Source organism: Sphingomonas sp. Leaf28 (assembly GCF_001421685.1).
GTDB lineage: Bacteria > Pseudomonadota > Alphaproteobacteria > Sphingomonadales > Sphingomonadaceae > Sphingomonas > Sphingomonas aurantiaca.
On the sequence record NZ_LMKX01000007.1, the window covers coordinates 1 to 24,903 of the forward strand.

The window sequence follows — 24,903 nt, forward strand, 5'->3', positions numbered from 1 at the left end:
TGTAGAAGTGCGGTAACGCATGGAGCTAACCGATACTAATTGCTCTATTCGCGCTTGAGAGTCTCACACCATCAATGACAACACTGGGTTCGCCCAGCTAGCCACGATGCGTGCGGATGATAACCAAGTCGAACGCCAGATTGCCAATCCCCTCGCCGTCGAGGGATTGGTCGAATACCACCAGCACTCGGTGTTCCGAGAGGCTGGCTACAAACCATGCACGGTATCGATTTTAAGCCCCGTCTCAGCGAAAGCGCCGACGGGGTACCCAAAGCATTCCCCAACGTATCGTCGCACCGGCTCCATTGCCTGGTGGCTATAGCGTCGGTGTCCCACCCGATCCCATTCCGAACTCGGCCGTGAAACCCGACTGCGCCAATGGTACTATCGCTCAAGCGATGGAAGAGTAGGTCGTCGCCAGGCATTGAAGCCCGTGCGGCGATACGCACAAGGAACGCTCAAAACCCATTCACCATGTCTCATACCCCCTTCGCGAAAGCGAATGTCGCGGGGTGGAGCAGCCCGGTAGCTCGTCAGGCTCATAACCTGAAGGTCACAGGTTCAAATCCTGTCCCCGCAACCAAATCATAGAACTACAACCGCCGCCCCTCGGGGCGGCGTTGTTGTTTGTAGGGTACTAAGTTACGTTCGAGTTCTTTCGCGGTCGATGCGACGACGGTTCAGCAACCTCTGCTAAAAGATCTACATTTTTACTCGCCGCGTGTATTTGAAGAGCATCACGAACAACTTCGCTGGCGCTTTCGTAATGTCCCAGAGCTACCTGACTACGAACGTAGTCACATATTGTCTTCGTCAGAGATACATGCAGGGAATGGAGTGCGGCCATACCCCAGACTTAGCTGCTTGTGCAAAGGGTGTCACCCGAAATCCGGCATTAGACCAATCGTTCTGAGAGCAGCTGTAGCTCGAATTTCACCGCATGCTGCGTCCAGGCAGATCTGCGTTACAGCTCTTTGCATCCCGCGGGAAGTACCTCCCGCCCACGTCTGGCAGTAGACTTTTAAGCCGCCTAACGTTTGAGTGGCTGTTCGGGTCGTGCGACGGCTTCAGCTAGATGATCATGCCGTCTAGGCCGTCACTGCCGTGACGTTTCGGATGTCCGATGCCTTCGTAACTGCCGCCATCAGATCGACGTCCGTCAGATCGCGGTGATCGATCCACCATTTGGCGTCAGTGACCCGAAGGCATGCGTTACAGTCGGCGTCGCTGTTTGAGTTGGTTAGCGCTGCGAGCCGCTTGGTCCTGATCGTCGACGCCCATCCGATTTGCCGATCGGTCCCCGCTAGCGGCGGAAGAACAAGGTGTGAGACAGCGGCGCTGCTCAACGCTGCCGCAGCGACCTCCTCAGCCCGCTTTTCCGCAACGAAGCAGTCTCGACAGGTAGTCGTCTTCAGCCACTTGGCCTTACGTTCCTGCTGGCTTTCAAAGCCGGTAAGATGATGAGTCTGCTCATGACCGCAGGCATGAATGATCCGCTGTTCCATGGCACGGATGATGCCCGTTCGTGGTTTGTGCGCAACGCCAATGAGTCAGGTTGAATCAGAATCGCGGCCAGTGGCTGACGACTGAACGGGAATGTCCAGCCAACTAAGCTGGCGCAACGCCGTCAGCGTTCACCAGATTCGGGCCAACCAGTGTGCCGATGAGCCGGACGCGCTTTTCTACCAGATCTACGGGGGTACGATGCAATTCCAGCTCGTAGCGGCCACCGACATCGCGGCGAAGATAGAAGGCTCCGCCATCGCGGACCAAGGTGCCTATCTCATTGATCCGCGTACCAATCGCCACCATCGCTATGTCGTCGCTCCGTTAATGATAATGCAAAATTGCGGGAGATCCTTGGGGCAGCCGATGCTCCTTGGTAGTCGCCTGATCCTGCTAATTCGTTCCTGACCGGTCTCTAAAGACTGATATTCCGCCGCGCCATTTCAGCGAATGCCATATCCCCGATTGGTGAGCGGGGCTCGGCTTTAAAGATGTCGGCCAAATCGAGCAGATCCTCGTTGGAAAGGTCCGCGATCGAGGCTTCGATCTCGGCAAGGCGCCGCACGGCGTGATCGCCGCGATCGGCGACCCGCTTCATTCTTGTCTTGAGCATGCCGCCTTTTATCATAAACGTCGCGGGGGCGGCAGGGGCATTTACGGCCGGTTGGCTGAGGTCATTCGGCCAAAAATGCCCGCTATCTGCAGGCGGAAGAAGCTTCTCTAATGGAGAACCGCACCGCGTTTTGGCAGCAGATCCCAAAGCGGCAGGAGCGCGCAACTTCAAAGAATGAACGGCGCCATCACGGTGCATGCGGACCGTCCGCATTTACGGTAAAACTGGTGGAAAGCCGCCTGTCTGCTTTCTGGCATCCGACCGACTAAACTGCCGTTCGTTCATGTGGCGGGGCGGGGGCCTCGAACGTCTGTTGGTGGAAAGCGAGACGGCTGCTTTGGAGGAGTAGCCTGCTGAAATTGACCTTCGTCGACTAACTCCTCGGAAGCAGTGCCGGACACTCGCGTGCTTACTAGGTAGCGCCGTATCCACACCCGACACGATCGATGCGCTTGTACCTTCCTGTCAGCTATCGCATTTACCGCCATGTTCATTTTCGGCTAAATCAATAAGATCTGAGCCTGAGTTTGACTGGCAATTACCGGGCATTACTAGCCTTGACGCACAAGGCTAAGTAACGTGCAGCCTGCTGTCGGGGCAGAGCCCTATTGATGGCATTTTGGTATTGCGGTCACGGCTAGCGATCGGGCGATCTTCTCTCGGCCCCGGCGGCGCCTCTCGACGCGATTTGACCGGACCGCTCAACGATGTCGAAGAACCTGAGGACATGCTCGTTGGTCAAGCGCAGGGCATCCTCCCAGTTGGTCCCGAAGCCTTCGCGACTGACTCTCTTGCCCTTGCTCGCCTTTGTGAACATGCCATCCGTGCCGAAGAGAATGAGCTGATCGCCGAAAAGGCTGTCGTCGAAATCGATAAGCTCGGCGCTGTCGTGCTTGATGCAGTTGGCGACCTTCCGAAGAAGCTCCAGCCCCTTTGGGTCTATGGTCCAACCATTCGCCTTGAGATCCCCGAATCCCTTCTGTCCCTGATATTCCGACCATTCCATGTAATCGCAGACATGCTTCTCCCATGCATGGAACGTCATCAGGACGAACGCTTTCCTGTGCGCCTGCAGGGCTTCTTCCGCGATCTCTCCGCGTAGGGTCTGATATTCGAGGTTGGGGAGCGTCTGCCCGGTCTCCTCGTTCTGCCAGTCGGGCTCCGCCAGACCGGCCTCGCGGGCTTCCACGGCTGTTTTCACCTCGCCGACGATCGCATCGTATTCCGCAACGAGCGACGCATGCCCGGCGAGATAGGCGGAGCGAAGCGGCCGCAACGCCACGCCCAGAAATATCGGACGGAGGTCCGTCACTTGGCCTGTTCCTGCGCGAACGTCTTCAAGCGACCGGCTCCGCCTCGATCGCCCGGGCTGTCCTGAGTGCCTGCTCGCCATGCGCGGGATCGCCGAGCCAATCCTGCACCAGGGCCATGTCCGTCGTGCGCCCGATCCGGGCGAGGATCTGCAACGCCGCGTCCAGATGCTCGTCCTGAAGGGAGCCGGACGTGCCGAAATGCGGAAACACCGAGCGGGCGGCGTAGCCTCGGGAGAGCACGCGCCGCACCAGGCCCAACACCATCTCCGGCCACATCACGTCGAACGCCATGTTGGCATGCTCGTGGAAACCGAGATTTCGCGCCTCGCGCGCGAGGCGCTGGATCACGTCGAAGGCCTCCGCCGTGCCGCAGCCGACGAAGTCCGGCACGGCGTCCGCCGGAAGCGACGATGACGGGCCGCCGTTCAGCGCATGAAGCAGCGGCGCCGCGCGGTACCAGGCCCGGACCGCCGGGTCCGACGGGGGAGCATCAGGCGGACTGAGGGGGAGCGCGAGGGCCGCGAGCAGCCGGATCGCGTCCGCGAAGCAGATCACCGCGTACTGGTGGGAGCCGTCCGTGAGCTTCGGGGCTTGCGCGAGCGCCTGCAGTTCCGGCCCCGCCGCGCTGTCCGGCGCGCGCGCCATCGCCCGCAGCACATCGGCGATGAGCCAGGGGTCGCCGCGCTCGTCGCGAAGGGCGCGCAGCAGCAGGGCCTGGCGCTTCCCGGGCGCCAGCGCCTCGTAGAACGCCTCCCAGTAGGTGTCCCGGTAGGGATGGTCGTAGGTCGAGGTGAGTGCGCTCAAAGCCAGCGACCGCGTATTCGGCGACTCCGGCTGTTCCAGGATCGTCTCGTACTCCCTGACCGCGTCCTCGACCGAGAAGTCGGTCTCGATCCCGTCGACGCCCTCGAGCGCGTCGATCAGGATGGAGTTCAAGAACGGGTTCGCGCCGGTCATGAACTCGTCGAGCGACGCGCGGACTGCCTCCCTATCGTCCTCGTCAAGGTCTCCACCGCGAAAGCGGATCAGGTCACACACGATCAGGCGCAGATGGTAGACCTGCGTCCTCCAGATGTGCCGAAGCAGGTCCGGGAAGCGGGACGGCAGGTCTGTCGAGTGCGCGCGCCTTAGGATCGACATGAGCAGGAACAGCTGACCGGTGCTCAGCTCCTCGAACCGGTCCAGCATGTCTCGTAGCCCGACGACTCCGTTCTCGCCATCGTCACGCCTGAAGTCGTTCTGGATGTCGTGGAGGATGTTCTGCAGGTGCCGCCCACCGGAGGGATGGTGGTGCATCCCATAGACAGTTTCGAACGCCGCCGCGCGCCAGGCGAGCCTGATGCCGGGATGCTCGGCCCGGAGGCGGTCGGCCTCCGCCGCCAAGCGCCGATCGGTTTCGGCGAACAGGTCGAGCAGCTCCGGCAGCAACCCGTCCCCGACCGATGCGGCGATGAGCTTGAGGTGGAGCGCGTCTCCAGGCCCGTCCCCGTGACCTTCGCCAAGGCTCGGAACGAGCGACGACAGTCGCCGCGCCGACTCGAAGTCCTCGGGGAGGGACAGCGCGACCGTCGCGTAGCGTTCCTTGAGCCGTCCGATCAGGTCGCGCATCCGGTCGAGGACGAAGCCTTTGGCCTTGGCCCCGGCGCGGCCCGAACGCGCGCTTTCCAGCATTCGAATGTCCGACGCATTTTCGAGAAGCGCCGCGATCTCGCGCGTGGTCGCGCAGCCACCGATCACGAACTCGCGCAGTTCCGCGTGGATCGGCTGGCGGACGAGAGATTGGAGTTCAGCTGGCGAACCGGCGCGGCGCAGCAGCGCCTCGGCGGCGAAGAAGTCACCGATCAGGTCATGGCGGAAGCCGACCCTGTTCGCTTCCTCCCACAGAAGACCGGCTTGGCAAGCGGCCTCCATGGCCGTGCCGTCCTTGGCGTCGACGATCCGCGCCGCCGCAGCCCTTGGCATGGCGGAGACGAACGCCGTCCGCATCGCGGTGGCGAGCGCCGCGAGCCCCTGGTCGACGCTTTGCGCCCCGGCCACCTTTAGCCGCGCCCTGGTGAAGCCGTGATAGAGCGCGAAGCGTCCATCGGTGGCCTTGGCCTGGCCGAGGCAGGCCGCCAGGATGGCGGCGTCGTGCGCCGTTGCCACCAGTTCAAGCGTGCCGGTCTCGGGTGTGGTCATCGCTCGACCGATGTGCTCCTCGACCATGCGTTGTGCCTGCGCCGCATCCGGTTGCCTGAGGGCAAGAGTCGCGCCCGACAGAGTCGCTGGCAACCTAACCGGTTGCTGCCCCGAAAGCAGGACGCGGACGCCGTAGTTGACTCGCGTGGCTTGGAGCGCCGCGATGAGATCAGGCCGACTTTCCGTGGGGCATTCATTCAGCGCGTCGACGTGAAGGATGATCTCGGCGCCAGCGTCCGCCGCAGCCTTGGCCAGGCCTGGAAAGCTCCGGTTCGAACACCGCGCCGTTGCCGTCCGCAGCAGACGCCCGAAATCCCGATCGAAGTCGCGCGCTCGAACGAACACCGGAAGATTTCCGCACGTCGCACACGCATCGGCCAGCCGCTTCAGAAGCTCGCTTTTCCCACTCCCGGAGCCGCCGACGATCTGGAACTGCTCGCCGTTTTTACACCGCGTAGCCAGACGCTGTGTCGTAGTCTCCTCGACAAACAGCGGTTCGATATAAGGCCCGAGCGTCGCGCGACTGAGGTCCTGATGGGCGGCGAGATAGTCCGCTACGATTTGCTCCGCTTCCGTGGGATGCCGTGCGCTCTCGTCCTTCAATCGCAGGGACCGCGCAAAGGCCTTCCACCGCTCCAGGCTTACCGCATCCGGGCGGGGCTGCCGTAACAGGGCGAGCAGGTCGGAGTAGCTGCCGATCGCGGCCTTGAAGTCACCCGTTGGTATCCCCGACCCGACCGGGGGCGATGGGTACAGACAGAGCATGCCCCCAACAGCGGGTTTGAGATCGGTGCCTTGCGCCCCGCGCAAAGCGTCCGTCACCGCGAACCGGTTTTCGAGCGCCTGCCGATAGGGATTGGTCGCGTCCAGCTCGCGGTAAGAGCCGTCGTCCAGTTCGAGTGCCCAGGGACCATCCACCGCGCCGTGAACGGCATGGATATAGCCTTTCACCTCGACAACGATCGCGGTCGCTTCTGTCGCCACGATCAGGTCGATCTGGCGTCGCTTTGGTCCGATTGTCAGGTTCGCGAGAATGACAGCATCAACGCCGGCCTCGCTCAAATCCCGTTTGAGACTGCGAACGCACGCGGCTTCGGCCGCGTTCGTGATCGGGTCACCTTGGAAAACGGGCATCATGGATGGAGCGGTCGGCATCTCCACAGGCTATATTTCATCGATCCCAAATGCAGCAGCGATCTTCGGCGCGAGAGCGATCGCACTGCTTGCGCGCGGGAATATGCGGAGACAGCATTGGCCGAAGATGTGATTAGGACGCTATGGAACCGACGCTGCAGCAGACCCAAGGACCCCGACCGGCGAGCGATGGATCGTCCCCGGTCCACCAAATCCTTTGCAGACTCCGGAAAGAGCGCTCGCCGGCGGAAATGGTGGCGGTGCTGAAAACTTTGGAGAGGCCGCGCCGGTCTAAGGCGGTTCAGAGCGAGATCAAATCGCTTATTCAGACCCTCGAAGGACATCTCGCGACCGACGGTACTCGGGAGGCCGTGGCCGTTGCGCTTACGTGGCCCGATGCGCAACAGAAAGCTGCCGTGTCCATCCAGAGCGTGCGCGCGACTAATAGATGTTTTCGTGACCCTCTGCAGCCGCTGCAACGGTAAGTGAATGGGTGTCCGATTTAGATGAGCCGGTCCACCGCGCTGAATGGCCTGAAATGGGTCAGGCTACGGAGGGAACTGGACGGCAACTCGCGACCAACTCAAGCCACTCAGCGTCATTGATGCGAGAGGCGGCTTTTGCTGGAATCCGCCGTTCGGAGCGCCGGAACCAGTCGGTCGGCTTTGCGCCCGTCAAACGTAAGAGCGCATATCGACACTTCCTACTTGCCGACCGTCGGTTTTTGCCGGCTCGGCGGTGTGAGCCGCGCTGGGTTTAGCCGGGCTCCAGTACTTCAGCCTTTAGATCGCGCGTCGCAATGAGCCCTGAGCGGGAAATATTTCGACGTTGACTTGATATAGAGCCGCCTTCTGTCGTCCCCGGGCTCGAAAATTCGCTCCGTCTTACTTGTCGATCGCGCATCTTAGATTGGCTAAGCCTGAACCCGATGGCAGATTGTTTAGCATGAAGAGCGCATACTCAAACGCTATGGGACACGTTGTCGTGGATGGCGGGGACCACCTGCATGACTGACGGTGAAACGCCCTCGCATCCGGTCGAAGAGGGCGATGATGGCGCCGGATCTGGAGCCCATTCCCTCGCTGGATATGATTATCAGGTCGATGTGTCGGTATGGCTTGCGCTAGATCTGCTGCTGGCAAACAAGATTGCGCAATCGATCGAGCTCGAACCAGCCACCGAGGAGGATATTGAAGCGGAGCTGATTGAGACCGAGCCAGGCCGCTTGGCGACGAAAGTCTCTGCAGACGGCTACAAGCTTGTCGTGCAGGCCAAGCTTCGTGGAGGCGATGCTTGGTCGGTCGCAGGCATCAATGCTCTCCTGAAGCATGGCGGCGTACGGCGGCTCTCCGCGGCGCGACGTCTCGCGGACCCTGACGTTCGATACCTTCTTATCACAAGCGCGGGCCTAAACGGTGAAACACGAGGCCTGCGTGTCGGCCGAGCAGGAAGCTGGCCTAAACCAAGCGGAATGCCAGCGACGACGGTTTCCAGCCTTCCCGCCAAGGCTGCTGGACGGGTGGGCATCATACCCAACCTCGACGAGGACAGGCTGGTCGGGGAGATCAAGCGTCTCCTCATCGATCGCTTTGGGGTTCCCTATTCCCGCTGGATCGAATGCCTCCACAAGCTGCGCGAGGAGGCGCGCATGCGCGTTCGGCGGGTCGGCGGTGGCCGGTGGCAGCGCGACGAAGTTGCCCACATCATCCGGGAACATGATGGATATCTTGCGACGTCGCCCCAGCTCGAAAACTATGTCTATCCCAAGAACTGGTCGGCGCTGCGTGAGGCGATGGGCTCGCCCCGGTATGCCGCCGTGATCATTGGACAGTCGGGAACGGGCAAGACCCTCGCGACGCGTAAGCTTTACGAGGAGCTGCGCGCCGAGAATCCAGGCATGGCATCAAAGCCGATCCGGCAAGGACCACAGCAACTTCGCGACGACAAGACCGATCCTCCCGTCCTTTACGACATCGAGGATCCGTGGGGCCGTTTCGATTTCGAGCCAGCCAGCCGGCCCTGGAACGACCAGCTCGCCCGCTTTCTTGCCGGCGCCACGCATGATCGGCGTATCGTCGTCACAACCCGGCGCGACGTGGGTGTATCGGCTGGCGTCCTCAGCACCATCGAGCCGTGGTTGGTGCCGCTCGAGGTCGAGCATTACGGCCCAAAGGAGCGCAGCAAACTCTATCGAACTCGGATCAACACCCTGCCTCGCGATGTGCAAATGCTCGCCGCCGATGCTGAAAAGCAGGTGCTCGACGAACTCGCCTCACCGCTCGAGATCGAGAAGTTTTTCGATGCCATGCGAACGTCGGGGCGACCCGAGCCCAATAACGGCGCTGGCTTCATCAAAGCGGCGATGGCTCGCGCGCATGAGGAGTCGATTGAGCTAACGGTTGCCGAGCAGATTCGAGAACGGAAAGACGTCGCAGCCGCAGCTGTGATTTGGGCACTGCTGAAAGCGAGCGAGAAGCTGTCGATCCAGACCGTTCGATCGCTGGAAGTCGATCTAGCGGAACGCAGTGACCGCTTGGACCGCGGCGTCCAACCCCTTATCGATTTCTTTGCTGCCGCACGCAATCTACGCGTCGGTGAAGGCGACGCATCCTATTATCATCCTCGCGTGGAAGCTGGCATTCAGGCCGCGCTTAAGCGCGAGCCTGTTCCTGCTGCTGTCGTGCTCCGGACACTGATTGACGTGTTGACGGATCCAGACGGCCCTGGGGCTGCCTGGGGATCGGGGATCGCTGCACGTATTCTGGAAGCGATAGGTCGCGTGGAGGAGTTGGCTGTATCGGCGAAACCCGCCGCGCAAAAAGCGATCGACACCTGGATCGATCAACAGTTTTCCGATCCCGCCACGCGCATTCCTGAACATTTTCGGATCGCAGCCGCAATCGGATCGGAGGCGTCCGTTGGAGCGGAATTCGCTCGATACATCAGTCATCGGCCCGACAGGACCTTCGCCAATCTGATGCACTGGAGTTCGCCGGGGCACGGCCAGGACTGGTACGATCGAATGGCTCATGCAGCGCCGATGCCGACGATCGCGACACGGTTTGTCCGTGAGATGCTGCCGAATGATCGAACTGGTTACGGTTCCGAGCTCGTGGCTGATCTCGAGCGCCTCTCGTCCGATCTGACCCCAGTGTATCTCGAGGCGACCGCAGGGATCGTCCGAAATGGGTTCGACCCGGTCGTCGACACGCTGGCCGAGGGTGCCTTGCGCGACCTCGGCGGGTTCGAAGCCATTGTGGATGCCGCTATCACTGAACTGGCGCCCACACCGACCGACCCCGAGACGGACCGCAAGGAACGCCTCGCCTATATCAACAGCGTTTATTCCGACGAATATATGGAGCATCTCGCCGATCAAGGCGACGGGCACACAGCCCAGCAGCTCCTGCGCGCCTATGTCGATAAGGTGCGTGAGGTCAAAGGCTGGCAGCGGCTGGCCCAGCATCCTCAGGCTGAAGCCCTTCAGGCGGACTGGATGCGATCGCTCGCAACCGACGCGCGCGACGGGATGCCGCCCAGCACAGAGGAGCTTGGTGGTGCCTGGTCAATCGTCCGAGACGGCGAGAACGAAGATGCGATCTGGCACGCGCTTCGTCATCATTGGGACGATGCCTACCATGATCGCCTTATCGAGCGAATCCGGAAAGGGCTCGACGACAGGGATGTCAGGGTGGCAGCACTGTCATGTTTGATCGCCCATCGCCGGGAAGAGTTGCCGCGAATTCTCGATGGCCTGATCGCTGCGGGTGAACAGGAGCGAGCGGTCGAACTCGCAATCGATCTTAGCCACATCCTCGCTCAGCGCGCCAGGAGCGGGCCTTTCCATGAGCCGGACGACGGCGCTCGGAACCCGGAAGAAGATGAAGCCAACGCCGCCAGGGACCTATTGCCTGCGGACTACGCGGCTATCGCATACGCCGCCCGCTCGCTGCGAAGCAATGCGGCCGAGATCGTTCCGCTCCCGCCACCAGCGGCAGCATTGCTAGCAGCTACGCCCGGAACACGCCCTGACGTTCGGCGGCTGCGGATCAAACAATACGCGGTGTTGGGAGCCAATGTCGGGCCAGACATTGAGGCAACGCTTGCTGAAGCCAGGGTCACCTGGGAGGATGCGCATCCGTGTGCCGAGGCGATAACCGCCGCAATCGCGCTCGGCCTTAACCCCATCGTCGAAGACGCGCTTGACCACATGTTCGCCGATGTCGTCGCGCCCGCGCTCAAGGCGGTCGGCGATCCCTTGGAAGCCCCACTTCCTGCGGGTTTGCTCGAACTGGCAAAGGCGGAGGGGAGTCCGGTCCGGAAGGCTCTGGTGGCGCTTTTGGTTGCAAAACCCCATCCCGACCATGTTCCGACGTTGATGTCGCTGGCACATGACCAGTGGTCTGCTTCCTATAGGCGATACGAGGAGGATGATCACTTCCCCATCGCCCACCAGGCGATTGCCGCGCTTGCGGCACTACCAAGTCTGCCAGGCGATAATCTTGAACGTCTCGACACGCTCGGGATCGAGACCACCGATCCAAAGCTCCGCTACGACGTCTTTGAACTCCTCGTCACGCATGGCGGGCGTGCGATGCAGGAGCGTCTGCTAGATCGCGCCTGCTCGCCCGGTCGGCCAGCTGTACGACGAGCGGCTGCCCATGCCCTTGTCTTCAAATCGGAGAGCCTAGATGCGGCCGTTGTCGCCGACATCGACGCGGTGACAGTCGCGACCCGCATGCCAAGCGTCGCCGCTTCGCTCGTGCTTGTCGCGGCCTATCGTGGCCAGAGCGAATTCATTATCAAGCTCGCACAGTATCTGGCAGCGCGCCCGAAGCGGCGCGTACTCGTTCTCCTTGCGATCTGGCTAACCCGCGAAGAGCGTCCGGAAGTGGCTGAGGCGTTGGAGGTACTCCTTCCCACAGGCCATGCAGCGATCACTTGGCTTCGGAGCGGCCCCGCGACGATTGCCAATGACGAGCTCGTCAAAGATCTGGGCGACCCGGCGGTCTGCCAAGAGGTCCTGCGCTGGCTCAACCCCAAGGAGCCAAAGGCGTGAGAAAGCCCTTCGACCTTTTGCGTGAGGTCGCCCGGTTTGGCGCGAGCCAGGGGGTTTCGCTGAATGATCCCGCAATGCCGGCAGCGTTCGGCTTGCATGTCGACGACTCGATGAAGCGGGCAATGTCGGATCCGACTTTTCTCCAGGGTCTTCGCGCCGAGGCCATGTTCGAAAACCTCGTGACAAGCCTGGGCGAGGTCATGATGATCAAGCCCGAGGACACTGGTCCCCTCCAATCCGCCGTGCCCATGCAGGCACCCGATTTCCGGATCGTGCTGAAGGATGGGTCGAACTGGCTCGTCGAGGTGAAGAATGTCTACGTCCGGAACGCCTTGCGCCAGCGCCGCAAGATCCTGAATCGAGATTATCGGCGTGCGCTCAACAACTATGCGCAGGCGACAGGTGGAGCGCTCAAACTCGCCGTTTTCTGGGCTCGGTGGTCGATCTGGACGTTGATCGATCCTGAGCAGCTTGCTCCTGGCGACCAAGACCTGACGCTCGACATGATGGATGCGATCAAGGCGAATGAGATGGCATCGGTCGGCGACCAGACGCTTGGATTACGGGCGCCGCTAACGCTGCGACTGACGATGGATCCTGATCGCACCAGCGACATCGGTGAGGACGGCCGTGTGCTGGTCACCATCGGCAAAGCCCAGCTTTTCTGCGACGGCCAGGAGCTCTTGCACCCGCACGACCAGCAGATAGCCTGGACCGTCATGAACTATAGCGACTGGGAAACACCGGACGCCCGCGCCGCAGTTGCGGGAAAGCACCTTCTCGCGATCGAGTTCGAGAGCAGCCCGCCGGAGCTGAGCTATCAAGGTTTCGAAATGGCTGGCAGCCTCAGCCGGATGTTCGCCCATTATTATGCGCAGCGAACCATGTCAGGCGGTGAGGTCATCGATATCAGCGCGCCCATCCAGGCCGAATGGTTCACTTCGCTTCGTTCGAGAGAAGGCTTGAACCGGATGCCGTTGTGGCGCTTTGTCATGCAGCCAAATTATGAGGGCTTCCAGCCAGTCGATGCAGCGCGACACGCGATCGGATCGCTGCCGCGACCGGCGCTACTCGAGCACAAGCGGACGGATTAATCCGGGTTCGGACATCCCTTTTAAAGGCGCTTCACCGACGCCAATGTGTTCGCTCCAAGTGGGGTCCGTCCCGTACGCAGGGGGTTGGGTATAGCTGCGCAGGAAGCCATAGCCCGGCTTCTTCAAATAGGCCGCGAGCTCTTGCGTGCCGTCGGCCTCGGCGATCGTGCGGGCTGTCACGAAGCCGATATTGTAAATGATCGAAAGCCGAACCCCGATGGCCCAGCGCACCCGGCTAGACGGCTTCGTGCTGGACGGGTTCGGTTAGGTTTCGATCGCTGAGGTAGTGCCGCCGGTCCAGGCGGGCAGCCAGAGGTGCCATATTGCGATCGGGCCAGGCGCATCGGCTGGCGCTGTCCGATTTAGGTAACGAAAAGCGCGAGCATGCCGCGTTGCCGCTAGGTCAAGCACAGCATGGCCCCTCTCGACCGGCCAGTCGCTCACTGCAAAGGGGTCCGGTTCTGCATCTCGGCCGGCAGCAAGAAACGGCAACAAGCAAGACTCGATTTTGGACTGGTCGCGGACATAGGCGAGCATGAAGCCGTCCCGGCCCGACCAGCCGTATTCGCCGGTCAGGAAGCGGCGTAGGCCGTTGTTGCAATAGAGAGTGCCGGACTTGCCGTCAGGCGCATCGATGAGCTTGCATTCGACGACCAGGGGAAAGGCCGGAGACCGGCCGGACAGGAAAATAGAAAGATCTGGGCGCTTTTCGAGGTGTGCTCCGTCAAAACTCACCGTCTCCTTGCCGCGCGCGACAGAGCGGACCAATTGCTCCCACAACGGTTGCTCGTCTAGCAAGCGGCTTAGGCGGGCCTCCAGTAGCGCGTTGATCTCGGCTTCGGATCCCGTCGCCAGAGTGCTCGCCCGATTGAGAGCAAGGTCACCCCAGGCGAGCGCGATCATGTCCGCGATCAGCGCTAGGTGCTCCTCATGCAGCGCTGCCAATGGCAGCTCAATCCCACGCGTGAGCTCGTCGATCTGTTCGGGACGCGGGACGGAGGAGCGGGTGGTCACGCGCTCGCCCGCCCCTTGAGCACATCCATATGCTCCCAGGCTAAGCGTTGCGCGACCAGTCTGGCTTGGCTTTCTGACCAGTAGCGCGCTTGGTCGAGCCTACCGAGCCACAGGCAATTACGCGCTTCCTCGAATATAACCTCGGTCGCTGCGAAATGGTCTGCGAGAGGCAGGAATTTGGCCCAGTCGATATGCTGGACCGCTTGTCGTTTCGAGCTCGCGACGCTGGAGGTGATGCGGATGCCCCGCCAAGGCGATGCGTCCAGCTTGGCAGCCGGAAGCGCTTCGATGTGCTGGCCTAGCCTTTGTCCCCACAGCGACAATTCGGCCTCCAAAACTTTGCAGAATTGGTCCACAGCCTCAGTTCCAGCCGGAGCTTGGGCGAGACGACGGTTTCCGGCAAAAGGCAGATTGAACTGTAGCGTATCCGTCACAACCTGCAGGTCGCGCTCACGCAGATGATAGATGCTGGCGCACCAATGATCGACCTCGTTCCATGCATCCCGAGCGCCGTCCTGGACCAGTTGGAAGAGTCGAAGCACCTCGGCCCGATCATCGTACGAGAGGGACTCCACCGTCGGGATGAACAGTCGGTCGATCGTCGCCTTCTCGATCGTATCGCGCTCGAAGCCGAACTCGCCGCTGGTGATCAGCACCTGCCACAGAGCGATCTTGCTGCCGATGACAAGGCTAAGGTAGCGGACGAGTAATCCATCATCGTGCGCTCGCGAGCTATAGCCGTACAGGCTGGTATTGAAGACGGCACCGCCCTGCACGACAGCTGTCTTGATCCGCCCGAGGGCTGCGGGCGGCGCTTTCTGGACGACGACGATCGGACCGTCGAACAATGTCTCAGCCCGCCGATCATGGATGCGAGCCTCGGTGAAGAAGGGAAGCGCGTCCTCGTCGACCAGAATATTGGACATCGACTCTAGAGTGATTTCCCGGCGGCCGTGTAAATAGTCAGCCGCAACGCCGGGCAGGCCATCTCCATGCTTTCTTATACGGCTGCTGTTCCTCAGCTTCTGGTACCCGTTTCCGGTGAAACGGGCTCGCCCAGCCTCAACCCCGAAGAGGCGGCGCCAATATTCGCCAAGGCGCTCAGGTGCATGAATCCTTAGTCGTTCATAGACCTGAACGTCGGCCCGAGTTCCCTTGAAAAGAAGTTTGAAAATCTCCGGTGTCTCGAGGATCTCCTGCGTCGTGATCAGTTCGGCATTGGTCGCATCGATCCGCATTCCGCCGGACTGGTTGAGCGCCGCTTCCAACCGGGGGCTGACAAGGCGGCATCCCGCGCCTTGTGGAGGCGCCTGATTGCAGGCGTAAAGAATGCAGAAGGGTGCCGCGATTTCCGGCCACACCCGGGTCTGGCGCAATTCGACACCATTGACCACACCCGTAACGTCGAGCGCCGCAAACAACGCCCGTCGTGCCGATTGCATGCCATCGCCCTGCTGGAACAGCAGCCGAGCATGAAGTGCGAAGGCGATCTGGCCGAGCGGCTTCGCCCATTCCATTGCGCGCCACACAAAAGGTAGGTCGAGCACCTCGTTCGGGATCGGCGGGGGCGGATAATGCGCCGGCAAACGCTCGGCTGCGATACGATGGATGATCGCCTGCACCACATGCCATCCGGACAGGCGGGTGCTGGTCGCCCAGGGCGGGTTGCCGACGACAAGATCATACTGGCCAATATGTTCATCGCCTACCGCCGGCCCGAGGCTTCCCAGCGGCCTCTCCCGTCCCTCGTCGCTCATCTTGAGGAGAACGCGCCCTCGAAGATTCTCGAATTTAAGTTTCCTTACTGGTTCGGGATGCGCGTCGAGTTCGATCGACATGAGATAGAGACCGAGTGCGGCGAACCGAAGGGCCGCCTCGTTGATGTCGAAGCCAGTGATTTGGTCGTAGAGGATGCGGCGCAGCTCATGCGTGTCCGGGCGCTGGCCGGACACGCGCCAATTCTCCGCCACCAGCTGGCGGAAGGCCGTGATCAGGAAGACGCCAGCTCCCGCGGCGGGGTCAAGAATGCGGGCTGCGTAGGCAGGCGTCGTGCGGGCGACCGCGTTCAGCCCGCCGCGAACCATCAGGTCCGCAATCGGGCGTGGCGTGTAGAAGCCGCCTTCACGTCGTTGCCGGTCTGGAGCGTGCCTGTGGAGATAATGCTCATAAGCCTGGCTGAGCACGCCCACCGGGATATGAGCGAAATCCAGACTGTCCCAGTTCTCTTCCCAACCGAGAAGTAGCTGGCCTCCGGGCGCACGACGCAGGATGTCTCCGAGCACCTTGAAGGCTTCTAGCGGCAACCGATCCCAAATTCCCACGGAGGTGGGAAGGAAATCGCCATTGAAGGTGGCATCGAGCCAGTCGGACGTCGCCGCAGCGCTCGCCGCATCGTCGAACAGTCCCGCTGCCGTGCGGATGTCGACCCCGAGCGATCCCAGCAGGTGACGATCGCCCAGAAAACGCGTGAAAAGGGCGCGTCCCACCAGCGAGATCGCGTCGTCATCATCAACGCCGCACACCGTCTTCAGCGTATCGATCGAGCCACCGAGAAGTTTCAGGACGACCTGCGAGATCCATTGCCGGTTGCCCGCGGGCAGGCCCGGCCGGGCATTGGCCAAATGCGCCAGCGTCGCGATCTCCTGCCCCGCCGCGATACCGATATCCACCCGCGCCTCAGCCGCCCGGCAGTCGTCAAGGCCGATATGATAAATGTCGAGACGTCCGGCTCCGACGACCCCCAGATACGGCGCGTCGCCGCGCATCGCCAGCACACGACGGATCCGCTGGAGGCGCGCCTCATCTCCGCCTAGTCGGTCGGCCACCACGAGAAAGACGAGCGGGGCGCCTTGCCATTCATAGACGCCGACAACTGCCTCGAGATCCTCATCGCCGCCATTGCGGGCAGACAGCAACGTCGCATAGGGGAGAAGCGCAGGACCATCTATATCAAGCAGGCGCAACGCCGCCTCGTCCGCTCCAAATTGCCGAAGCGCCTCAACGAAATCGATCTTTACGACTTCGTTCACAGTCCGTCCGCCACGGCAGTCTGCAGCGTAAGGCTATGCGGAACGCCGCCCAGCTGCCACGCCGGATCAGACGCGCCGCGGGCCGAAAACTCGAAACGGACCCGATTCATCGTCCGGCCTTGAGGATCTGCGGCGGGAAAGGAAGCGCACTTTGCGCCGAACTGGGCGTCGAGGGCATCATGCGCGCTCCGATCCGGCTGACGATGGGATCGCAGGGCACGACCAGCGTGGGCTCGCTGATCTGCCGCGCTGAGAAATCGCCGATCGTCAGGAGGCCAGCGGATGCCGAGCCGATAAGCGCAATAAAACCTTCCAGATGCGCGGGGCGCGCGTCGGCGAGTTCGCGAAACAGTCTGTCTACGCTGATCCCGATGTCGCTGATCCTCGCTCCGAAGCGGTTGGTCAGCTCGCTAGTAATCGCCAGACCCACCAAGTCAGCAAAGGTGAATCGCGCGGCCTTGCCAGGTTTGTCAGCCAGATAGGGTACCGCCTTGCGCCAGGCACGCACGTCGCCTGGCGACACCTCTGCGATGTCGCGCGCTTGCTCTTGGGTAAACTGAATTGTCGCCAACGCCATTTTTTCTTGTCGCCAACAACAGGAAAAAACGCAAGCGCGATCAGGCAGGTTTGGTGAGCGCTTCGGGGCGCTTCTCGATCGTCGCAGCCGTTCGGGAGCCTCGAGCGTCTGCATCCGCTAAAAGCGGTCGTTGACGAGCGTTGTGGGAACGGCAGCTTCGTCCCAATTTACGCCATTTCGGCGATCTCGCACGGTGATCGTGAGCCGATGAACGGGCGGCCGGAGTTGGGGAGCGGATAGGATGCTCTGAACGACCGCTATTGGGTCCTTCCGGATCCGATCGATGGGCTGCCAAGGCCATAAGCCTTCGAGTGTCTATTCGCCGAACAGAACGCTGAAGAAGGCTTGGTTGCGCTTCTTGGCATGCGCGATAAGCGTGTCATAACCCATCGCCTGTATGAAGATTTGCTCGTTGTCCCGATAGCGGACGTAGATGTCTGGGTTCCAGTCGTTCTTGAAGTCGTGGTTGCGCAGCACGGTCACGAGAGACGGCTTCAGGTCTGCAACGATGTAGCCGAACCGGCGAACCACGCCACGGAAGGCGAAGTGCGAGCCATCTGTCCGTGCGATCCCGCCTGCCGCTGTGGCGCCCTTGAGAGTCTCGATCACCTGCATGACGGGATCGTGCTTTACGTCCCCGAAGCGATAATCGTCGCGGCTCGGACGCTTGAACTCGATGATCGTGATCGTCGTACCGTCGTTGTCGCCGAGGACGAGGCTGTCATCGAAGAAGGCGAGATCGGCGATCTTGTCGCCTTTCTTGCGGCCCTTGCCGTGCATCGCGCGGTCGCTCGAGATGTACGGCAGGAACGCCAGCGCGTCGTCGACCAGCCACAGATTATGCTCAAAATAGTCGGTATCGACGCTGTCCGAGAAGCGGTGGAAGACGAGATCGTGGATCGTGTCCTCAGGCGCGTGGGTGCCGGTCGAGCCATATTTGCGCGCGGCCTCGATCAGCTCGATCACCTTCTTGCGGTGGACGACATATTCGGCGAGCGCCTCCTTGTTGGAGGCATCGATCTTGTCGACGATGTCCTTGATGTTGGCCATGTAGTTGTCGGGATCGTTGGCCGCGCTGGTGATCGCCTTAGTTAGATCCCGCGACACGCGGTAACGCTCGATCGCGAGGTCCGACACGAACTGCTGCGCCTTCCAGTTGTTCGGCTTGCCCGCGACGTAACTCGATATCGACTGACCCTTGAGCCCGATCCGTAGGATCGGATTTTCCAGGAGGGCAGTCTCGAGATCGCGCGATTGCGTCGTCTTGATCTTGTCGATCTGGCTCTTTTCTGTCGACTGGATGATGTCGCCAACCGCACTGACAATTTCTTCGATGATTGCCGGCGAGATGTTAATCCCGGTCCGGGCGTCGTTCAGCCGCGTTTCGAACGCGTCCGATCTTACAACGCCGATCACGATGTAGGGCTTGTCCTGATCGTCCATGAAGGCTGGCTGGCCGAGCAGATTGGTGAGATCGCGCGGATTGCCGACGATGCGATCGCCCGCGGCGAACAGCAGGCTGTGGTTTTTGAACGACCGGGTGCGCGGCACCTTGGTCAGCGAGTAGTCGATCGTCTCCGCCCTGCCATCGATCTGGACGTCGAACGAGCCCGATTCCGACTGGACGAAGACGTTCTTGAAGTGGGCGGTGATGCTGCTGGCCTCGGCGTCGTCGAACCGGATCGTGATTTCGGGCAGCCAGCGGTAAAGAAAATGCGGCAGGAAGTGGCTGCCAATATGGTCAGCGATGTCGCTCTCGTCGAGCGTGGCGATCAGCTCGTGCCACTCGGGGCGGGGCTCGTCATAGTCGACGCGAAGGCCGAGATGCCCAAAGTCCGGCTCGCCGTCATGATAGATGAGTTCGTCCTCTTGGTAGATGTCGAAACGGAAGGTGCGCTTGTCGGGCGCCGGCAGTGCCTCGAACCGGCTCGAGTAGAGGATGCGGTTAAACACCTTGAAGGCGATAAAGCGGCCGAAGCCGCGGCCATTCTGCTGAAGCTTGTGGCCTGAAAACGGGGTCTTGAACGAGCGGTAGTTGCCGTCCTCGAGACCGTTGCCGTTGTCGGTGATTGAGATCATCAGGTGCTGGGGATCGTTGATGCTCGACATCGCGATCTCGATCGTGCCCTGCTTGCGGGCGTCATCGCCGAAGCGCGCCTCGATCCCGTGCATCGCGTTCGACACCGCCTCGAGCGTCGGCAGCAGAAAGCCGTGGAGATCCTTGCTGACGTGGGTCCGTTGAAGCACCGCCACCATGTCGGGTTTGACGAGCGTATCGGTCTCAGCGGTCACAGTGTCGATCCTTCACGGCACGGCTTAGGCGAACCGGTGCAGGTGTGGCAATCGATCACATCAATCGTCCTCACTACCGGGCCTCACGCGACGGGCCGCTACCGGGAGATCCCCTTTCGCCGTTCAGCGTCGCTGCGTGAGTTGCAGAAGGCTTGATCGAACAGCATGAACAGGTGTCTGCTTCGGGCAGGCTCGTCACCTCAGCGAACTCCTTGTCCCCGCGCGGCACATTCTCGAGGGCGGCGCTCATCCGCCAGTCGATCTCCGGCGAAGCAGCCTTGCCCCATGTCGCCTCGCTCATCGAATCCCCCGTCTTTCCTTGGACACAACGGACAGCGTTTGTGACGTCGCCGCGGTTTCGAGCGCCGGTGGCCGGACCGTGTGGCCCCGGCCCCGCACGTCGGATATGACATCAATTAGAGAGAGGGTCGGGAGCAGGCGTTTGGCAGACTACAAGTTCATCCATATCGAGGACCGCGCCCCGATCCCGGCGAAGCTGCGCAACACATTCGTGATACAGGGAGACGGGTGGGACGACTACAGCAGCCAGGTCCGCTTCGACCTCCACCACTTCGATGGACGCGGCATCCGGACCGACTACGGCAAGCTCAAAATCCTGGAGAAGACGCCATACGGGTCCTCGACGATCGTCAAGTCGCGCACCAAGCCGCCCGCATCGTTCGCCGAGCTCCCCGACACCTACATCTCGCTAGGCCAGGGCGAGGAATACTACGAGCGGCTGGGTCGGGAATTCGGAACGGCGGAGGCCGTCGAGGTCCTGCGGGCCCTACGCGACATCGCGCTGATGCCGGCGCTCGCCGCAGACTTCGAAACCCACCCGCCCTTCCGCAACGGGATGATGCGGACCAACGGCGCGCAGCGGTCCATCCGCTTCGGCGCGACGTGGGTGCGCGGCGAGGAAGCGCACGTCGAACCGGCCTTCACCTACTCCAAGCTGATCGGCGGGGACATCCCGACCACGTCGCGCTTCGACCTCGATCCAACGGACAAGCTGCCCGGCCGAATCGCCGCGATCATCGGCCGCAACGCCGTGGGCAAGACCTTCTTCCTGTCTCAGCTGGCGGCGGACCTGTCGCAAATCGACCGCATCTCGGAGGAGCGCCTCACGCTCAAGGAGCAGCGCTTTCCCGATGGCCGACCCGTGTTCGCACGGATTATCGCGGTCTCGTTTAGCGCCTTCGACCGGTTCAGGCGGCCGGAGGCGACGCCATACAGCAGCTACGTCTACTGCGGCATCCGGGATGAGAAGGGCGCCTTCTCGCAGCGCAGCCTAACGAGGTCGTACAACGCTAACCGGTCCCGCGTCCGCGGGCTTCAGCGCGAGAGCGAATGGGTCGAGCACATCTTTGAGATCCTTGGAGACGAGCAGGGTCTCACCGCTGACCGGCTGCGCCGCGAGATCTCCGACGAAACGGAAGGCGAGGCCGGGAGCGATCGCCTCCTCGACGAGCTGAGCTCCGGGCAGGCGATCCTTGTGCACTTCGTCACCGCCGTCCTGGCGTGGATCCGCCCCGACAGCCTCGTGCTCTTCGACGAACCCGAGACGCACCTCCACCCGAATGCCGTCGCCAGCCTGTTTGTCGTCCTGACCCACATCCTGCGGCAGTTCCAATCCTACGCGATCGTCGCGACCCACTCTCCCGTCGTGCTTCAAGAGATCCCGGCGAAACGCGTCGTCCAGTTCGTGCGCGATGGAGACACGACGGTCGGGGACCTGCTCGAGATCGAGAGCTTCGGCGAGAGCGTTACCGAACTGACTAGGCACGTGTTCGAGACCTTCGAGGTCGAGAGCCTCTACAAGGCCGCGCTGCGCCAGCTGTCGCAGAAGATGTCCGCCGAGGAGGTGCTCACCCTGTTCCCCCGCGGCCTGAGCATGGCGGCCCAGTCCTTTCTGATCGGGCTCTACGCCGGACGGGACGCCGGATGAGGAACCTGCTCGCGCTCGGCAACAACCCGACATACCTATCGCGCTACGTAGCGATCCGCGACAGCAAGCAAGCACCCGTCCGTCCCGTGCTGGTGGCCCACCACGCCGCAATCTCCGACCGCTACCAGCAGTTGCTGGACCGCGCGGCCGATGACGAGCTCGAGGCGATCGGGAACTCGCCGCTCCTTGCCATCCGGTCCCAGCTGCGGGCATGCTACGACGGAAAGACGCTTAGTCTGCTCGCCCTCAAGAAGGCCATCAAGGACGCGCAGCCGCAGCGGCGCCTCAAGTACTGCCCCTATTGCGGCACCACCAAGAGCGAGACGCACGACCACTACTTGCCGGCGACGCGGTTCCCGGAGTTCGCAGTGAACGGGCTGAACCTCGTCCCCTGCTGCTTCAGGTGCAACACGATCAAGGACGACGACTGGCTGGACGGCGACGGCCGGCGCAGGTTCGTCCACTTCTACCTTGACGCCATCCCGGACGCAGACTTCCTGAAGGTCGCGCTGCTCGTGGCCCCGCCGCTCCGCGGCGTCGGAGCGCGCTTCTCCATCGAGCAGGCCGGCATGGATGATGACGACTGGCGCCTCATCAGGTCGCACTTCGACCGCCTCCACCTGCTCGAACGCTACGGCGAGGACGCCAACGACGAAATCGCCGAGATGCTAGAGGCTGGCGCAGCCTACCTGCAGACGGGCGGCATGGACGTCCGCGCGTTCCTGCTACTGCAGGCGGGAAACAGCGCCGACGTCTTCGGACGCGCGAACTGGCGCGCGGTGCTGCTGCGGGCGCTCGCCGGCCATCCCGACGTCGAGGATTGGATCGCCGAGTTCAGCTAAGCCCGCGAAAAGCCCCTTGGCCCTCCGCGCCACGCCGGCTCTATCCTACGACGGCTCACCTACTGCTCAGCACACCGTCATCGCGCTGCCGCACGTCCTCCGCAAAACCGGAATGGAGTCCGGAGACTAACCTGCTTCGGGCAAGCGTTGCCCGTCGTGGCAACCGGGCATGGTCCAGTTCAATGTCACGATGTGACCGGGGACGGACATAGCTGCGCGGTAGCCGCCTTGAGCATCAGCTGCGACTTGCTCTCCTGAACGCTCAACCCGGGTTCGCGACGGCCCACCCAACCGAGGACGCCGTGACGCTCCCGGTCGGCGCGGTCGCGCTTAAGTGGGTGCGCATGTATCTGCCGCTGGTCCGGAGCGGCCTTCCGCAAATGCCGCGGAACAGCGGCCCGGACGGGGTTCGCGAAAGCCGGTTTCCGCTCGCTCATGGCGTCGGGCTTCGGGCCGCTCGACCTGCGCATGGGCGCCGCTTTCGACGCCGATCGGTCGGCGATGCTCGCGGCGGCACTGCGGGAGGCGGCTGCGACCATCGCGGTGATGCCCGCCAACTTCATCAGGTATCCGAATTCGGCGGATCGGGTGTTCGCAGCCTCCCCGTCCACCCCCCGGCTCATGGGCGGCCTAGCGCTCGACGCCGAGACGCTCGACGCCTTCGGCAACATCGCGGTGTCGGGCCACGTCTGGCGGGCGATGCAGCTGCTGTCCGATAAGGCGTCCGCACGCGGCCCGCTGCTCCGAAATGAACCGGTGTCCGCTTTTGGGTAGCACTCAAGGCTGGTCGAGTGACCGCATCTGGGTCAAAACGAAGCTTCGATACTAACGTATCGGCGACAAGGTTCTCAAACGCTTTGAAAACCTCGTTCTACTCTAAATGAAGATAGCGATAGACTAAAGCCGGCGGGGAAGCAGACAAGTGAAGATCGGGGGACAATTAAGGCGCAGTGGTTGCGAAATATTCATAATATGATGAAGTTGGGACGAAAGATTTCGTCCAAAGTCAATGATATCAGAACTAGCGGCACTCCCGCATCTTGCGTTTGTCGATAGCGTTCGCTCGTTGCCGCTCACAAAACAGAATTATTCTGCCCCAAGGAGACCACGAATCCTCTCAACCGCGTTCGACGATCATCGCTATACCCTGCCCCCCGCCTATGCACATTGTCACGAGAGCGTAGCGGCCGCCGTTGCGGGCAAGTTCGTAGAGAGCCTTCACCGTCAGGATAGCCCCCGTCGCACCGACCGGATGGCCGAGCGATATACCCGATCCGTTCGGATTCACCTTGTCGGGGTCGAACCCAAGCGTTCGCGATACCGCACAGGCCTGTGCGGCAAAGGCTTCGTTGGACTCGATCACGTCGATCTGGTGAAGCGTCAGACCAGCGCGTTCGAGTGCAATCGGTACCGCCTGAATAGGCCCCAACCCCATGTGGCTGGGCGCAACGCCGGCATGACCCCAACCGAGAATCTTGCCGAGCGGCGTCAGGCCGCGCGCCTCCACCGCAGATGCCGACGCTAAAATCACGGCTGCGGCACCGTCGTTGATCCCCGACGCGTTGCCTGCCGTCACCGTGCCGGCCTTCTGAAAGGCAGGGCGTAAACTCGCCATCGAGTCGGCATTCGCGTCGCCGCGGACGTGTTCGTCGACCGCGAATTCGCGTGTGCCGCGACCTTGTTTGACGGTGATCGGCAGGATCTGGTCGTCGAACCGTCCTTCGGATTGCGCCTGCGCCGCCCGCCGGTGGCTCTCGACCGCGGCGGCATCCTGATCGACCCGCGAGACGTCGTGATCGCGCGCGATGTTTTCCGCAGTGATGCCCATGTGATAGCCGTCGATCGGATCGCTCAGGACCGCGATCATCGCATCAACCATCTGCACGTCGCCCATCTTCTGGCCGAACCGAACCGCGGGCACGTGGTGAGGCGACCGGCTCATTACCTCTGCACCGCCGGCTGCCGCGATCTCGACCTCGTCGAGTGCGATCATCTGCGCGGCCGAGATGATCGCTTGTAGGCCCGATCCGCATAGCCGGTTGAGTGTCAGGGCAGGGGCGCGGTCGGGAACCCCAGCCTTGAGTGCCGCGACCCGCGCCAGATACGCGTCCTGCGGTATCGTCTGGATCACCTGACCCATCACGACATGCTCGATATCGTTCGGCGTCAACCCGGCTCGCCGCACTGCTTCGGCGAGGACGCTCGCGCCCAGGTCCGCGGGCGCGTGATCCTTCAGGCTGCCCCCGAAATCACCGATCGCGGTCCGTACGCCCGACACGATATACACTGGCTTCACGCTCGACT

At 62.0% G+C, this 24,903-nt stretch carries 18 protein-coding genes, 1 tRNA gene and 1 rRNA gene; 7 read left to right on the plus strand and 13 right to left on the minus strand.

The features are described from left to right. Positions 1-308: 308 nt before the first annotated feature. Positions 309-423, plus strand: a 5S ribosomal RNA gene (gene rrf / locus ASE79_RS06570). 83 nt (positions 424-506) lie between these two features. Further along, positions 507-583 (plus strand) — tRNA-Met (locus tag ASE79_RS06575). 54 nt (positions 584-637) lie between these two features. Here the strand turns inward: ASE79_RS06575 and ASE79_RS22035 are convergent. From ASE79_RS22035 to ASE79_RS06600, 6 genes are all read right to left on the minus strand, one after another. Beyond that, on the minus strand, positions 638-847 hold the full coding sequence (locus tag ASE79_RS22035; RefSeq protein WP_156359569.1) for a ribbon-helix-helix domain-containing protein: 210 nt from the start codon (positions 845-847) through the stop codon (positions 638-640). A gap of 241 nt (positions 848-1,088) precedes the next feature. Beyond that, positions 1,089-1,505: a hypothetical protein gene (locus ASE79_RS06580; protein WP_056413715.1), complete on the minus strand. Its 417-nt coding sequence runs from the start codon at positions 1,503-1,505 to the stop codon at positions 1,089-1,091. 103 nt (positions 1,506-1,608) lie between these two features. Next, positions 1,609-1,812, minus strand: coding sequence for a DUF5818 domain-containing protein (locus tag ASE79_RS21595; protein ID WP_082445140.1), 204 nt, complete (start codon positions 1,810-1,812; stop codon positions 1,609-1,611). 109 nt (positions 1,813-1,921) lie between these two features. Next, positions 1,922-2,317 carry a hypothetical protein gene (locus tag ASE79_RS21600; RefSeq protein WP_235516782.1) on the minus strand — a complete coding sequence of 132 codons (396 nt, stop codon included), beginning with the start codon at positions 2,315-2,317 and terminating at the stop codon, positions 1,922-1,924. Between the two features lie 439 nt (positions 2,318-2,756). Further along, positions 2,757-3,431 (minus strand): hypothetical protein, encoded by a 675-nt coding sequence (locus ASE79_RS06595; protein WP_056413720.1) that lies wholly within the window; start codon positions 3,429-3,431, stop codon positions 2,757-2,759. Positions 3,432-3,456: 25 nt separating this feature from the next. Then, positions 3,457-6,765, minus strand: coding sequence for an NERD domain-containing protein (locus ASE79_RS06600; RefSeq protein WP_056413724.1), 3,309 nt, complete (start codon positions 6,763-6,765; stop codon positions 3,457-3,459). A 985-nt stretch (positions 6,766-7,750) separates the two neighbouring features. Here ASE79_RS06600 and ASE79_RS06615 point away from each other — a divergent pair. Further along, entirely contained in the window at positions 7,751-11,803 is a 4,053-nt protein-coding gene (locus ASE79_RS06615) for a hypothetical protein (protein WP_156359571.1), read from the plus strand. Then, positions 11,800-12,897, plus strand: a complete 1,098-nt coding sequence (locus tag ASE79_RS06620; protein WP_156359572.1) for a hypothetical protein — start codon at positions 11,800-11,802, stop codon at positions 12,895-12,897. The genes ASE79_RS06615 and ASE79_RS06620 overlap by 4 nt, the downstream gene beginning before the upstream one ends. Here the strand turns inward: ASE79_RS06620 and ASE79_RS20825 are convergent. From ASE79_RS20825 to ASE79_RS20250, 6 genes are all read right to left on the minus strand, one after another. Next, positions 12,871-13,128, minus strand: coding sequence for a hypothetical protein (locus ASE79_RS20825; protein ID WP_156359573.1), 258 nt, complete (start codon positions 13,126-13,128; stop codon positions 12,871-12,873). The two genes, ASE79_RS06620 and ASE79_RS20825, sit on opposite strands and share 27 nt — an antisense overlap. Before the next feature lie 33 nt (positions 13,129-13,161). Further along, positions 13,162-13,911 (minus strand): hypothetical protein, encoded by a 750-nt coding sequence (locus tag ASE79_RS06625; RefSeq protein ID WP_056413740.1) that lies wholly within the window; start codon positions 13,909-13,911, stop codon positions 13,162-13,164. Next, on the minus strand, positions 13,908-16,940 hold the full coding sequence (locus tag ASE79_RS06630; RefSeq protein ID WP_056413743.1) for an HsdM family class I SAM-dependent methyltransferase: 3,033 nt from the start codon (positions 16,938-16,940) through the stop codon (positions 13,908-13,910). Before ASE79_RS06630 ends, ASE79_RS06625 begins: the two co-directional genes overlap by 4 nt. A gap of 106 nt (positions 16,941-17,046) precedes the next feature. After that, positions 17,047-17,517: a hypothetical protein gene (locus ASE79_RS06635; protein ID WP_056413747.1), complete on the minus strand. Its 471-nt coding sequence runs from the start codon at positions 17,515-17,517 to the stop codon at positions 17,047-17,049. 315 nt (positions 17,518-17,832) lie between these two features. After that, positions 17,833-19,809 (minus strand): ATP-binding protein, encoded by a 1,977-nt coding sequence (locus ASE79_RS06640; RefSeq protein ID WP_056413751.1) that lies wholly within the window; start codon positions 19,807-19,809, stop codon positions 17,833-17,835. Positions 19,810-19,882: 73 nt separating this feature from the next. Further along, positions 19,883-20,110, minus strand: a complete 228-nt coding sequence (locus ASE79_RS20250) for a hypothetical protein (protein ID WP_082445141.1) — start codon at positions 20,108-20,110, stop codon at positions 19,883-19,885. A 141-nt stretch (positions 20,111-20,251) separates the two neighbouring features. Here ASE79_RS20250 and ASE79_RS06645 point away from each other — a divergent pair, with 141 nt between their 5' ends. The 3 genes from ASE79_RS06645 to ASE79_RS06655 all read left to right on the plus strand — a co-directional run bounded on the left by ASE79_RS06645 (position 20,252) and on the right by ASE79_RS06655 (position 23,373). After that, positions 20,252-21,757: an AAA family ATPase gene (locus ASE79_RS06645; protein WP_200910331.1), complete on the plus strand. Its 1,506-nt coding sequence runs from the start codon at positions 20,252-20,254 to the stop codon at positions 21,755-21,757. After that, complete coding sequence (locus ASE79_RS06650; RefSeq protein ID WP_056413754.1) at positions 21,754-22,599, plus strand: HNH endonuclease; 846 nt, start codon at positions 21,754-21,756, stop codon at positions 22,597-22,599. Before ASE79_RS06645 ends, ASE79_RS06650 begins: the two co-directional genes overlap by 4 nt. Before the next feature lie 435 nt (positions 22,600-23,034). Then, positions 23,035-23,373, plus strand: coding sequence for a hypothetical protein (locus ASE79_RS06655; protein ID WP_056413758.1), 339 nt, complete (start codon positions 23,035-23,037; stop codon positions 23,371-23,373). A gap of 343 nt (positions 23,374-23,716) precedes the next feature. Here ASE79_RS06655 and bktB read toward each other — a convergent pair whose 3' ends face one another. Then, entirely contained in the window at positions 23,717-24,895 is a 1,179-nt protein-coding gene (bktB, locus tag ASE79_RS06660; protein ID WP_056025036.1) for a beta-ketothiolase BktB, read from the minus strand. Between the last annotated feature and the right edge of the window lie 8 nt (positions 24,896-24,903).